Source organism: Frateuria aurantia DSM 6220 (assembly GCF_000242255.2).
Classification (GTDB): domain Bacteria; phylum Pseudomonadota; class Gammaproteobacteria; order Xanthomonadales; family Rhodanobacteraceae; genus Frateuria; species Frateuria aurantia.
The window spans coordinates 1,405,738-1,419,455 of record NC_017033.1; the positions used below are offsets into that span (position 1 = coordinate 1,405,738).

9 protein-coding genes and 1 pseudogene are annotated in these 13,718 nt (G+C 63.3%); 1 reads left to right on the forward strand and 9 read right to left on the reverse strand.

Going from position 1 to position 13,718, the window contains the following annotated elements:
• Window position 1: 1 nt before the first annotated feature.
• The 3 genes from cobO to FRAAU_RS06445 all read right to left on the reverse strand — a co-directional run bounded on the left by cobO (window position 2) and on the right by FRAAU_RS06445 (window position 2,230).
• Window positions 2–604, reverse strand: a complete 603-nt coding sequence (gene cobO, locus FRAAU_RS06435; RefSeq protein ID WP_014402747.1) for a cob(I)yrinic acid a,c-diamide adenosyltransferase — start codon at window positions 602–604, stop codon at window positions 2–4.
• A 107-nt stretch (window positions 605–711) separates the two neighbouring features.
• Window positions 712–1,200: a cobalamin biosynthesis protein gene (locus FRAAU_RS06440; protein WP_014402748.1), complete on the reverse strand. Its 489-nt coding sequence runs from the start codon at window positions 1,198–1,200 to the stop codon at window positions 712–714.
• Window positions 1,201–1,372: 172 nt separating this feature from the next.
• The gene (locus tag FRAAU_RS06445; RefSeq protein ID WP_014402749.1) at window positions 1,373–2,230 is read right to left on the reverse strand and encodes an SDR family oxidoreductase; all 858 of its coding nucleotides are present in this window, start codon (window positions 2,228–2,230) and stop codon (window positions 1,373–1,375) included.
• Between the two features lie 252 nt (window positions 2,231–2,482).
• Between FRAAU_RS06445 and FRAAU_RS06450 the strand changes: the two genes are divergently transcribed.
• Window positions 2,483–3,421: a DMT family transporter gene (locus FRAAU_RS06450; RefSeq protein WP_014402750.1), complete on the forward strand. Its 939-nt coding sequence runs from the start codon at window positions 2,483–2,485 to the stop codon at window positions 3,419–3,421.
• 196 nt (window positions 3,422–3,617) lie between these two features.
• Here FRAAU_RS06450 and FRAAU_RS06455 read toward each other — a convergent pair.
• From FRAAU_RS06455 to FRAAU_RS06485, 6 genes and pseudogenes are all read right to left on the reverse strand, one after another.
• Window positions 3,618–4,895: pseudogene (locus tag FRAAU_RS06455) on the reverse strand (malic enzyme-like NAD(P)-binding protein); the annotation flags it as partial.
• A gap of 688 nt (window positions 4,896–5,583) precedes the next feature.
• Entirely contained in the window at window positions 5,584–8,016 is a 2,433-nt protein-coding gene (locus tag FRAAU_RS06465; RefSeq protein ID WP_014402752.1) for a TonB-dependent receptor, read from the reverse strand.
• A 240-nt stretch (window positions 8,017–8,256) separates the two neighbouring features.
• Window positions 8,257–8,907, reverse strand: a complete 651-nt coding sequence (locus FRAAU_RS06470; RefSeq protein ID WP_156803357.1) for an energy transducer TonB family protein — start codon at window positions 8,905–8,907, stop codon at window positions 8,257–8,259.
• Window positions 8,908–8,966: 59 nt separating this feature from the next.
• Complete coding sequence (locus FRAAU_RS06475) at window positions 8,967–11,942, reverse strand: TonB-dependent receptor (RefSeq protein ID WP_014402753.1); 2,976 nt, start codon at window positions 11,940–11,942, stop codon at window positions 8,967–8,969.
• 70 nt (window positions 11,943–12,012) lie between these two features.
• Entirely contained in the window at window positions 12,013–12,975 is a 963-nt protein-coding gene (locus FRAAU_RS06480; protein ID WP_014402754.1) for a DUF4880 domain-containing protein, read from the reverse strand.
• On the reverse strand, window positions 12,972–13,490 hold the full coding sequence (locus FRAAU_RS06485; RefSeq protein WP_014402755.1) for a sigma-70 family RNA polymerase sigma factor: 519 nt from the start codon (window positions 13,488–13,490) through the stop codon (window positions 12,972–12,974). The genes FRAAU_RS06480 and FRAAU_RS06485 overlap by 4 nt, the downstream gene beginning before the upstream one ends.
• Window positions 13,491–13,718: the final 228 nt, after the last annotated feature.

The following is a 13,718-nucleotide window of genomic DNA, read 5'->3' on the forward strand; positions in this document are numbered from 1 at the left end:
CTCAGAATTCGACGCCTTGCTGGGCCTTGATGCCTTGCTCGCGATAAGGGTGCTTGATGACGCGCATCTCGGTGGCCAGGTCGGCAGCCTCCAGCAAGGCCTCGGGGGCATGGCGGCCAGTGACGACGACATGCAGCATGGGATCACGTGCCCCGATCACGGCCAGCACCTCGTCCAGTGGCAGATATGCGTATTTCAGCACGGTGTTCAACTCATCGAGTATCACCATCTGGTAATCCCCGCTGCGTATCATCCGCTCCGCCTCGGCCCAGGCTTTGCGCGCGGTGGCGATATCGGCCTCGCGGTCCTGGGTGTTCCAGGTATAGCCGTCACCCATGGTGACGAAGTCGCATTCGGCGACGCTGCCCAGAAAATCGCGCTCGGCGGTATGCAGGGCACCCTTGATGAATTGCACCACGCCCAGGCGCATGCCATGTCCCAGCACGCGGACGGCCATGCCGAAGGCGGCCGTGGACTTGCCCTTGCCCGTGCCGGTATGGACGATCAGCAGACCTTTTTCGCGGGTGGCTGCCGCCTGTTTCTTCTGGTGGCCTTCCTGGCGTTTTTCGACCATTTTCTGATGGGCGGCGGGGTCGATTTTCATGTCGCGGAAATTCCTGGAAGACGGAAGGCGGTCGGAGCGTGGCCGACCTGGACCGGGCACTACCGCCAGCGGACCTTGCAACTCGCCAGCCTAAGCCAAATGGGCGATCACGGCAAAGTCACTGCGCGGGGTGCTGCGGCCAGGGCCAAGGCGACGCTGACGCCGTCCAGCGAGCACTTGGCCCGCACCAGCCGGCCTCCCGGCCCGGCAGCGATCAGCGCGCAGGGCTCGGCAACCCCAGGCAATCCCAGATGCCGGCTGGCGGCCGATGCACTCAGACCGGCGGTCGAGAAGGTCTGCAGCTGCCCTGTCGAAATGGCCCGCAGATCCAGGCCGTGCTGCCGGCAAACGCTTTGCAATGCGGGCGAGGCGGCCTTGCGATCGAGGGTGGCGAGCACCGTCAGCTGCTCGAGCGAAAACTGGCCCAGGGCATAGTGCAGGGCGCGCACGATGGTCATCGCATCGACGCCGGACCGGAAGCCGATACCTGCCACCAGCGGGCGTTCCATCTTTTCCGCAGACGGCCCGCCACCATGCCGGTGGCCCCGGCCCTTGTCATGCGATACAGCGACGGCGGTGGCTTCGACGGGAGACATGATCTGCGTAGACGAGGGATGACGGCAGTTGGCTGCCAGCCGGGCCCCATCATGCCACGGCAACGCGGGAGGCATCATGGTGAACCGACAAGGCAGACCTCGCCGCCGTGAGCCGCCGCCACGGACGCAGGCGGCGAGGGTGAGTGGCGGGTTCTGGATCGATGGAAGCAGGTTATTTCTCCGCTGGAGTTTCCGGCGTCAGCTCATAGGCGGCGCGAACCAGTTCGGGCTGCTCGCCCAGACCCTCCGAAACCTTGCGGGTCCAGCTCTCGGTCTGCTGTTTGCGGACCTGATCGACCAAGGCGGCGGGAATGACGCTGCGACCAGGCGGATCGGATGCCAGCAGGACCTGCAAGGTGGTCTCGAACACCGGCTCCGGATCATATTGGCGATGCGGAAAAGCCAGCTTTTCGTAATTGAAGACCCGCTGTGCCGGGTCGTCCTGCCAATGGCGCCAGGTCTCGAACATGCGGTCGTTGAAGCCGGTCAGGAAGGGGCCGGGGTTGACGGTGGCCACTTCGACGCCGAATTCCGCCAGCTCGGACCGCAAGGCTTCGGCGAAGGCCTCCACGGCATGTTTGGATCCGGAGTAGGCGCCGGTGAACGGGTCCACGGTCAGGCCTGCCACCGAAGACATAAACACGATGCGACCACTGCGGCGGGCCATCATCCGGCGGGCGACGATCTGGCTCAGCAGCAAGGGGCCGAAGACATTCACTTCGAACTGGCGGCGCAGGTTGTCGGCCGGAATATCCAGGCTGGACCCGCCCTCGGCAATGCCGGCATTGTTCAGCAGCACGTCGACGTCCCAGTGCCTGGCCCGCTGGCGGTCCGCCTCGTCCGTCACATCCAGTTTTTCCACCTGCAGCTGCAGTCCGCGTGCTCTGGCCTCCTCCCTCAAGCCCTGTATCTGAGCCACGATCTCAACCCCGGCAATGACTCGATGGTCGCCGCTGGCGGCCAGTCGCAAGGCTACCTCGCGACCAAAGCCGCTGCCTGCGCCGGTGATCAGAAAAGTCTTCGTGTCCATGCGATGTCCTCCGTTGGCGAGCGGGGCCTCGGCCCCCGTCCAGGCTGATCGATGACTGGCACTGCCAGCCTGTGCAAGCGTGCGCGGGTCTTTCATGATGCCGGCGGCGGCTGAATACGAGCCGCACAGGGGTGTTCCATGGCCTTGGCCCCAGGCCGGGTTGCCGGATCGCCAGCGACTGTCCCGATGGACGTCTGCAGCCAGTGGCTCATATCCGTTATGCTGTGTCGCCGATTTGTGTGGCAACCAGACATGAGATCCTCCCTGTCTAGCGGTATCCTCAATGGCGCTATGGCCGGTGCCATGTGGGGACTGGTATTTATCGCTCCGGTACTGCTCAAGGACTGCTCCCCGTTGCAGATCTGCATCGGTCGCTATCTGGCCTACGGTTTGCTGTCTGCCGTCTTGCTGGCACCGCATGTGCCATCGCTGCGCAAGCGGATCGGCATGGCGGAATGGAAAGCCTTGGCCTGGTTGAGCCTGACCGGCAATCTGGTCTATTTCGTGCTGCTGGTGATGGCCGTGCAGATGGCCGGTGGTGCGGCCAGTTCGCTGATCGTCGGCATGGTGCCGCTGGTGGTCGCGCTGGCCTCCTGCCGCAGTCCGGGCGCCACGCCGCTGGTTCGATTATTGCCGGCACTGGGTCTCAGCATCGCCGGAGTGGTGCTGATCGCCTGTCAGGCGCTGGGCCATGAGGTCTCGCAGCACCCCCTGGGCATCCGTCTGTTGGGACTGGGTTGTGCCATCGGCGCCTTGCTGTCGTGGTCGGGCTATTCCATCGGCAACAGTCGCTGGCTTGCCCGGCGATCGGATATCAGCGGTCATCAATGGTCCTTGCTGACCGGCCTGGTGACCAGTGCGGAATCGGCGTTGCTGATACCGGTATTGATCATGAGCTCAGGTCCGGCGGCCTTGCATCCCGGTTCGGGCTGGCCGCTGTTTGCCGGCATCAGCGTGGCCACGGCACTGCTGGCCTCGGTGGTCGGCAATGCCTGCTGGAACCGGGCCAGCCAGCGGCTGCCGCTGGCCTTGTCAGGGCAGATGGTGGTGTTCGAGACCTTGTTCGCTCTGCTGTACACCTTTGTCTGGCACCAGCGTGGACCGACCCCAATCGAGGTGCTGGCGGTGATCTGCCTGCTGTCGGGCGTGGCCTTGGCCACGCGTGCCCATGGTGGCAAAGGACACGCCTGAGTGGGACGGCATGGCCTGATCGCGTATCGGGTCGTGGCCTTCAGTCAGCGCCAAGGACCGGACCTCGAGCTTGCAGCGGGTGCCGATTTCCAGACCGGGGCGGACCTGCAGGCATGGCCCGGTCTGGTGACGGGGCGGCTTGGCTCGCCGCCCCGGGGATTCAGACGGTGCCGTCCTCGGCCAGACCGGCATTGAGCCGGGCTGACAGGCTGGCCAGGCATTGACGATAGACGTTCATGTCGGCCACCGGCCGGCTGGCGACGCCGTCGTCCATCGCGGCCTTGGCGACGGCGACGGGCAGTTCCAGCAGCAGACGCGGGTCCAGCGGATTGGGGATCAGACTGTCGCGGCCAAATTCGGGCGCTCCGGGCTGGAAGGGGGCCTGTCGGGCCAACGCGGCCAGCGCCTCGACGCAGGCGATCTTCATGCCGGTGGTGATGTGACGTGCGCCGACATCCAGAGCGCCGCGGAACAGATAGGGAAAGCACAGCACGTTGTTGATCTGGTTGGGAAAGTCCGAGCGGCCGGTGCCCAGAATGACATCATCACGCACGGCGCGAGCCTCCGAGGGCAGGATCTCGGGGTAAGGATTGGCCAGTGCCAGCACGATGGGGTCGGCGGCCATGGTCGCCAGCATGTCGCCGCTCAGGGTACCGGGCCCGGACAGACCCAGAAACAGGTCAGCGCCGTGCAGCGCATCGGCCAGACTGCGCTTGTCGGTGTCGCGGGCATAGGCCTGCTTGCTGGGATCCAGGTTGGCACGGCCGGTATGGATGACGCCGCTGCGATCCACCGCCAGGATGTTTTCAGGCTTCAGGCCCAGCGATACCAGCATGTCGACGCAGGCCACGCCGGCAGCCCCCATGCCGCAGACCACCATGCGAATGGACTCGAAGGACTTGCCGACCAGTTCCAGCGCATTGCTGACGGCGGCGCCGACCACGATGGCAGTACCGTGCTGATCATCATGGAACACCGGAATACCCATCCGTCCGGCCAGCGTCTTTTCGATGACGAAGCACTCCGGCGCCTTGATGTCCTCCAGATTGATGCCGCCGAACGTCGGCTCCATCGCCGCCACGATATCGATCAGCCGCTCGGGATCCTTGGCATCCAGCTCGATGTCGAAGGCATCGACGCCGGCAAAGCGCTTGAACAGCACGCTCTTGCCTTCCATGACCGGCTTGCCGGCCAAGGGACCGATGTCACCCAGGCCCAGCACGGCCGTACCGTTGGTGACCACGGCCACCAGGTTGCCACGCGAGGTCAGCAGATCGGCCTGGGCAGGGTCGGCGGCAATGGCCTCGCAGGCGTAACCCACGCCAGGCGAATAGGCCAACGACAGGTCTTCGCGGGTGGCGACCCGCTTGGTGGCGGTGACTTCGAGCTTGCCGGGTTGCGGCCAGCGGTGGTAATCGAGGGCGGCCTGGCGTTGTTCGGGGGTGGTGGCGTCGGCGGAAGGTTTTGAAGTCATGGTTCAACTTGGTAGTGGCAAAGGCTTGGCAATCAAGCGGACCTGAAAGACAGGAACGGTATCGGGCATAGGGAACTCAAGCCGAAGATGGGTACCATCTGCAGGCAAGTTGGGGAGAAACGACCGGAAGCACGGGATCGGAGGCTCACCGAAAGCGATCAGGTACGGATTGCGGCACGCATTCTAACTATTTATGCCGGAAGGAGCGTGCAGGTATTGTCGCTGCTTGAGATGAACCATAGGCCGAAGGCTGCTTCGATACAGCAGCGCTGCTGGCAACCGATCATGATTCTTGAGCGGGTCTGGTAGCCTGAAAACCGTCAGGTCGGCCATGATATGACTGATTCGGCCATTGCCATCGACATGGCCTGCAAGCCCGGTACCCTTGCCGAGATCGGGCATCGGATCGGTCGTGATGGAGCTGCGCCTGGCTGGCGGGGCTGATCCAGCCTGCCTTGCTTGCAGCGGGTGCTGTCTTTTCCCTGCCTGGGGATGAAGGCTGCTTCGGCCCGGTTCATGCCGTCGCGGGAAGTATTCGCAAGCTTGGGGGCAGGGCCTGAGAACCACCTTCAGGTTCGCGGTCGAATGGGGTTTCGTGCATGACCCGTATGCCATCGCTGGCTTTGCATAAAAGAACAGCGGCCCTGCCAGAAGCGGGGCCGCTGTTTCAGCTGTCCATGCTGATGGATCAGAACCGGGTGGAGAAGGTCACGAAGAACTGGCGAGGCGCAATCGGGTAGGTGCTGTAGGTCCCTGACGCAGCGCCGACCAACACCTGATAGGCTTGGCGGTCGGCCAGATTGGTGATGTTCAGGGCGACCTGCGGGTCCTTCAGCAGACCATCGGCCGAGAACGGCAGAGCATAGCTGGCCTGGGCGCTCAGCAGGAAATAGCCCGGAATATGCATGTCGTCGGTATAGGTCGCATAGATCTTGCCGACGGCATCGCCGACCAGCTGGGCGGTGAAGCGGCCTGCATGGAAGCTGGCAATGAACTTGTTCATCCAGGTCGGGCTGCCGGGAATCTTCTTGCCGGCGGTATTCACCACTTTGCCACCGGTGGTGTAGTCATCGTTGTAACGCGAATCGTTGTAGGACAGCGCGTCATAGAAGCTGAAATGACGGCCGAAATGCAAAGTTGCCGCCATGTCGGCGCCATTGGTGGAGACGCTGCCCACATTGGCGATGATGCCGGCACCGGCGTTGATCGAGCCGATCACCGAGGTCGAGCTGATGCCCAGCAGGCGGTTGGCAAAGTTCACGTGATAGCCGCTGACCTGGCCGCTGATGCCGGTGATCGGCCCCCAGCTGACGTCATGATTGAAGCGAAGCCCCAGTTCGGTCACCCAGGCCGTTTCAGGTTTCACCGTGTGCTTGAAAAGATCAAACGCCTCCTGGCTGCCCAGGCTCCACGGCGACATGTTGTTGGCGGTGGCGAACTGATGCATGTTCTTCTGCACGTTGAAGAACAGCTGGTCGTTCGCGGTGATGTCCCAAGTGCCGCCGAACTGAGGCAGGAACGACTTGTGGCTGTTGATGCTGCCGTTAGGATAGGCGGTCACACCGGTGGTAGAGCCTGCCAATGGCTGGACGGGGTACCAGCCCTGAGCATACTGGAAGCTGGACTTTGCCCCGGCCTGCAGGCTGAAGTTCGGGGTGATATGCCACTGGTCCGAAATATACGGCTGGATAACGTCGCTGCGAGCATCATTGATATATTGGGTAATCAGCGCCGTGCTGGGATCGGGACGCGTATACGGGGTGGATGCGCCAGCGTTGTTCACGTCCAGCGGATACCAGCGACGGGCCTGGGACACACGATTGTGTTCCCACCAGACGCCGGCGCTGAATTGGTTGTCGCCGGTATCCCAGTTCAGGTTGGACAGAAAGCCACGGCGATTGATGTCGTACTCGGTGGTACGGATCGCATAACCGGAGTTTCCGAAGACCTGCTTGAGGTCCTGCCCGGGGAAATAGGCGTTGAACAAGGTCGGCAGACCGGCGACCTGGATGGGGCCGGCCACCACGCCGGCACCGTCGTCATGATGGAAATAGGCCTGGTTGGTCCAGGTGATATTGTCGGTGATATACCAGTCGTATTTCAGATAGGTCAGATAATCGGTACGCTGGGCGTCGCTGTAATAATCCTGGTAATTGTTGCCATCAGCTGTCGGGGTGGAGCCGTTGGCATTCAGATAGCCCAGGGCCCGCTGGAAGTTGGGATAGGAGAAACCGCGGGTATAGGGGCGATGAGTGCCTTCACCGGCTGCCGTGCCATGGTAGACGCTGTCCTCGTTGGGCTCGGTCTTGTCCGAATAGTCACCGTAGAAGGTCAGCTTGCCATGCTCGCCGTCGTGGATGAACTTCCAGTCGATCTGGTTGCCGCCTTGATGGCCATCGAAATCCCAGGCGCGCTGATCCTGGTGCAGGATGGACGCATAGGCGTAGTTGTCGCCGCCGAAACGACCGGTATCGAAGCGGGCATAGGTGCGGGTGGTGCCGTAACTGCCGGCGGTCTGAGCCAGTCGGCCACCCATCTTCTGATCGGGGTCGCTGGAGAAGGTGGCAATGGTGCCGCCCAGGTTCGAGGTCGAGGCTGTGGCCAGATCACCTGCGCCGGAATAGAGCGTCACATTGCTGATGTCTTCACTGATGATCGCACGCTGCGGGCTCAGGCCATTGTAGTTGCCGTACTGCTGATCGCCCAACGGAATGCCGTCCATGGTATAGCCCAGCTGCTGCTGACCGAAACCGTGCACGTAGATCGAGGCGTTCTGCTCGTTGTTGCCCCAGGGATCGGCGGTCATGTACAGCACGCCGGGCAGGGTCTTGATCGCCTGCAGCGCACTGGCGCCAGGCATGATCTTCTGGATTTCGGAGCCGGACAGGGACACGGCCGAGCGCGTGCTGTTTTTGGCGCTGACCACCACCGCTTCGAGCTGCTTGCTGTCGCCGGACTTGCCGGCAGTGTCCTGCTTCGGTGCAGGGCTGGCTGCTGCGGCACCGGTTGCGGTGGAAGCTTCGGCATGTACGGCAGAAGTGCCGAGCAGGGCGGTCATCACTGCAAGCGCCAAGGCGTGGCTACGACCAGTACGCTGGTTCGGTCGCGTCGAGCTCTTCATAAACGTGGTATTCCCCTGGGTTGTCCGTGGTCATGCAACCGGCTCACGATGAGCCGTATTGGCATGGTCCAGAGGTTAAGAAATAATTGCGTCGGCGCATTGACCGGAATATTGCTGTTTTCTGACGAAAGTCGGCGAGGGCGCAGCTGTGATGACGGTTCTGCGACAATCATCGCCGTGTCCTGTTCCGATATCAGACGAGGGCCTTGCTCCTGGTTTCGGTCTCGGTCAGTCCGGCCTTCAGCGCAGGTGGAACTCAACGGGAATATCCACCAGTCTCGGAGCCGATTTCTCTGGAGGGATCGGCGGCAGTTGCCGGGCCCGCCGTGCCGTTGCCAATGCCTCCCGGTCCAGCATGGCATGACCGCAGCCTTGCACGATGTCGGCGGCCAGCAGAGCGCCGTCACGATCGATCTTCAGTCGCAATACGACCAGGCCATGCTGATGGCCGCGGCGAGCCTGTGCAGGGTAGCGCCGATAGTGTTCGAGGCGCGCCAGCAGGCGCGCCTCCCAACTGTCGTCGCCGCTGCGAATGGTCCGGTCGGCCGGCGGCAGGGAGGGCGAGGGCGGTGAGGCCGGCTGGCTGGCAGGGGCAGGCAGCTCGGCAGCCGGGGCGCTGTCGGGATTCGGCTCAGTGGCGCGGGCGAGGGCGGGCATCCATTGGCTGGCGACTGGCTGCGGGCGCTGGGCGTGAGGCGGCCGATGGGTTCTTGGTGCGGTCGAGCGTGGCGGAGACGGGGTCTTTGCCACAAGGGTTTCCACCGGATGCCGAGGCGCTGCCGGTGGTCGCAGAGTCAGCTGGATCCGTTGCACGGCGGGCCTGGATACCGTGATGGGTATGGGCACCGGAATCCGCAGCAGCTGCCAGATCACCAGTCCGTGAGCGATCACGCTGACTGATCCGATCAGCCAGCGTGAAAAGCTGAGTCTGGGGAAAAGACGGTGGCCGGTCACAGGCGCAAGGTGTAGTTGAGGCGCAATGTGCGTCCCGGTGCCGGCATCAGACTCATCGCCATCGGGTCGAGATAGTAGCTGTCGAGCAGATTGTTGACGACGAATTCCAGCTGGTTGCGCTTGTCGATGCGCCACTGGGTGAACAGGTCATAGACCTCGGTGGCCAGATAGACATTCTGCAGGCCGGTATAGCCGCCCGTGTTCCAGGGTTTGTTCAGCAGATGGGTCGGTCCGCTGTGCTGCAGGCGGCGCACGCCGGCCTCCAGATGCCGATTCAGCAGACGCAGGCCCAAGGTGGTCTGGATGGAATAGCGTGGCGGGTTCTGGTTGTTGACGAAGGAGGTGCCGAAGCCTCCATTGACACAGTCGGGGGTCTTGTCGGCCCCCGTGTAGGCGGCATAGGCCGCCGTGCGGATCTGGCGGGCTGTTGCCGCATCGCAGGTGCGGGCCTTCAGGTTGTAATTGGCCGACAGGTCCACATAGGCGTGGCCGAAGTCATAGCCGGACTGCCATTCGAAGCCGTTGACCCGGTAACTGTCCACGTTTTCCACGTAGAAATTCCAGGTGCTGAGCGCAAAGCGCCGCGTGATGGCGTTCTTGATGTTGTTGTCGAACCAGGCCAGTTTGAAGGCCAGTCGATCGTTGTCTCGCCACACATCGTGCTTCAACAGACTGAAACCGACATCCCAGGACAGGTTTTTTTCCGGTTTGAGATCAGTGACCGGTCGGGAGGTGCTGTTGCCCAGCGTGGACTCGAACAGGCTGGGCATTTTCCAGCCCTGCGCATATTTGACATAGAAAAACATGTCCGGATCCAGGTTGAAACGCAGGTCGACATAGGGGGCGAAGCCCTGGCCAGAGCGGCGGATGGCCGGCTGGTAGCCCCAGGCAGTGGGGATCTGCTTGGTAAAGAAGCCGCCCTCGCCACGCGGGTCGGGGCGGTACTCATCGAAGTCGAAGGACTGCCCGACGGTACTGCCGGCATAGGGTGTGGCGCGCAGCGATGCTTCGGTATAGCGTCCTTGCGCGTCGGGGAACCATTCCTTGTACCACTCCCCGGGCAACGGTGCCCCGTCCGTGTACAGGCGAGCGAAGGTATAGCGCACCGGCGTGGAAGCACTGACATAGGCGATGCGGTTGCGGTCACGGGTCTTGTAGCGGGTATAGCGGCCACCCACGGTGAGGGACAGCCAGTCCCGGGGTTGCCATTGCAGCGAGGCGACGGCGCTGGACTCGCTGCGCACCCCGCTGCGCAGATAGCGGTTGTTGTTGTAATCGATGGCGACGACCGGCGAATTGGGGGCGGTATCTTCATGCTGGGTCGCCAGGCCGGTACGCAGCGTCCATTCGCCAAGGGCATTGTGGAAGTAGCTGGCGTTGCTGCTGTCCAGCCCCCAGCGACGTGACTTGACGTCGGACTGCAGGCCGGGAGCATAGGTGGCGCCGAGCGTATCGGGTATGCCGTCCGTCGGGTAGGGCTTGAACAACGGGGTGTTGGCGATATTGCTGTTGTACATGCGGCTGGTGGCGCGGGTCATCCACAAGGTGCTGCGCAGATCGATCCAGTCCCGGTCCTGCGGATGGAAGTGATGGCGCAAGGATCCGGCCTGCAGGCGCATGCGTCCGGGCAGAAACTGGACCATGCTGCCAGGAGGGTCCACGAAATGCTCGGACTGAGTGGATTCGGGTACCCTGGCGATGGCCGAAGGCATGATTTCGCCGAAACTGGAGTTGAACCAGCGATGGCTGGCCTCGAGCTCGTGATCGGCATTCGGCGACCAGGTAACTTTCAGCAGCGTCGATTGATTGGCGGTATCCGTGTTCAGCACCTCGTCGCCAGGACGGAAGGTCTCGGACACGGGGGAGCTGCTGAGTCCGTTGCCGCCGTTGGAATACCGTTTCTTGTCATAGCGGTGCACACCTTCGCGGCCGGCAAAATAGTTGGCTTGGTGGCGATGGGTATAGGCGGCCACCAGCTGCCAGTGTTCACTGCGATGGGCCAGTGCCAGGCTGCCGTTGTAATCGCGGGGTTCAAACAGTGTCTTGCGGTAGCTGTCACCGCGGGCGACTTGCTTGTAGGCATCGGTACGCTCGATGCTGTTGTCGGCAATACCTCCCCGCAAGCGCAGTCCCCAGCGCTGCTTGTCTGACAGGATGTCGCCGGCATGCAGGGTTTCCATATTGACCACGCCGCCGATCGCGCCCGAGGCATTGGCGGCCAGCCCCGGACCTTTCTCGATGCTGATCTCGCTGATCAGGTCCGGGTCCAGATAGCTGCGCTGCTGGACGCCGGCATAGCCGCGGTAGACATCGATCGCCTGTTGTCCGCCATCGATGATGACAGGCACCCGGCTCTGGCCCTGGATGCCGCGGATATTCACATCGAGGGCAGCGCCATTGCGCACGTCGGCGGTGTAGACGCCGACGGCGCCGGCCAGCATGTCGCCGATGGACTGCCCCCTGAAGCGCTCGATCTGCTGGCGGTCAAGGTGAACGCGGGATCCGCTTTCCAGATAGACGCTGTCGGCATCATTCAGGCCCCATGTGGACTGTCCTTCCGTCACGTCCCCCGAGATTTGCAGGGTCGCCGTGCGTCCGGGTGCCTTCTCGGGCCCGGGCTGTACCGCGATGCCGGTTGCCTCCAGCGTGTAACGGAGGCCGGTGCCGGCCAGTATCTGGCGCAGGGCCTGTTCAGGCGGCAGGGACGCATTGACGCCGGTACTGCGCTGGTCGCTCATCAAGGATGCGTCGGCAGCCACCCGCAGACCGGTTTGGCGGGCAAAGGCCGTCAAGGCATCCGCCAGGGCACCCGGAGGAATCTTGAACCTCACGGCTTCGGCAGCAAGCGGCCGGGTTTCTGGCCGGGCTTCCGAGGGAGCGGGCAGCAGCAACAGCGGTGACAGGCTCAGCGCACAGCGCAATGGCCAACGTGGATGGCGGGCAAGCGCCACGGGGCGGGGCGGAACATTCATGACGGGATAGACGCCTTGTGGATGGACTCATCTACAAGGCCGCACGAGATCTGAAAAAGGGAACCGGCTTTCAACGCGACTGGACCGTCATCCACCATGGGCCGTGACGGACGATGCGGATCGGCAGCGCATGCGCCAGCAGTTGCAAGGCGGCCTCGGTCTCGAAGCGTGGCAGCACGGCGGTGACTTTCAGGTCGGCCAGTTGCCGGTCGCAGTCCAGGCGGCCGATGCCATATCGGGCCAATTCGGCAATCACTGCCGGCAGGGCGGCATCACGGACGGCAAGCTCGCCCGTCTGCCAGTTTCCGCGCATGGAATCAGCTGTCCGCGGGGCGGGCGGGGTCAGAGTGTTCCATTCAAGCGCCTGCCCGGCATGGATATGCAGAGGGCGACGGAAGGGGGCATGCCAGCTTGCGGTGCCGGAGAAGACATCGGCCTGGGATCGCCCGGCATGCATGCTGACGGACAAACGAGCAGAACGGGTGTGCAGACGGCCATGGCGGGAACGCAGCGTATGGGCGCAGGCCGCGGACCGTCCCGTCTGCAACAGCAGTTCCCCGTGCAGCAAGACCAGATCCACGTGCCCTGGAGTGACGCCGACGATGACCTCGCTGCCACTGTTCAGCCACAGCTGGCCACCATCCGGCAGTGAGTGCTGCAGCGTGTGGCCAGCCATGGATCGAATGGCATGGACAGGGCGGGATGCTTCCTGCTTGATACGCAGTCCCAGCAAGACGAGCGCGGCGGCAGCCACGCTGCTGCCCAGATGCACCATGGCTGTCCGGCGCTTGCGGCCGGCTTCGTCGAGCGCCTGGGCGGCCGCCGGAGACAAGCCCCCCAGCGAGGCCCAGATGGATTCAACCTGTCGCCATGCAGTCTCGTGACTCGGGTCTGCCTGTACCCACTGCCGGCAGCGGGCGGATTCCTCGGCGCTCCAGCCGCCCTCCCGGCAGGCAAACCATTCGGCGGCCTGTTTCAGGGCGCCGTCATCCGGGATCTCCGCTCCCGGTAGTGATGACCGATGCGTCGTCATGCGCTGATCAGCTCGGGCGTGCGCAGACGCAGACAATGCAGCATGGCCTGCGCCATGTATTTCTTGACCATGCGCTCGGATACACCCAGTCGGCAGCCGATTTCGGCATAGCCAAGGCCCGACAGCCTGGCCAGCAAAAAGGCTTGCCGGGGACGTGGGGCCAGCCCTTCGAGTTTTTCCGCCACGGCATGCAGCAGTTGCAAGGCCGCCAGTCGCTGCTCGGGCGAAGGCTGCGCGGTGGGCTCCTGCGCGGCCAGTGCCTGCAGATAGGATCGTTCCAGATCGGCGCGGCGCCAGTGGCTGACCATCAACGCATGGGCGATGGTGCTCAGATAGGCGCGCTGCTGGCGGAGTTGCGACAGGTCGGCAGGCTTGCTCAGCAGCCGCAGAAAAGTGTCCTGGGCAAGTTCGGCCGCGCATTCACGATCACGGGTACGCCGGCCGATCCATTGCAGCAGCCAGCCATGATGCAGCCTGTACAGGCGATCCAGACTCTCGGTAGGGGAATAGCTCAAGGCGGAATTCGTCGCAAACGATAATCATTATCAATCGTAAGTAGTTGCGATCGAGATGGCAAGGTTATTCACGCACGCCGGGCCGTGGCTTGTGGAAGGGGATGCTGATGCGTGGATGCACCGTTCGCCAAGCGGGGAGGGATGCCTGCAGCAGCGAGGCCGCTGGCGAGCAAGGAGAGACGGGGCTGGCAAGGCTGGAGCAGGCCTGAGCGACAGCCGGGCATCGGC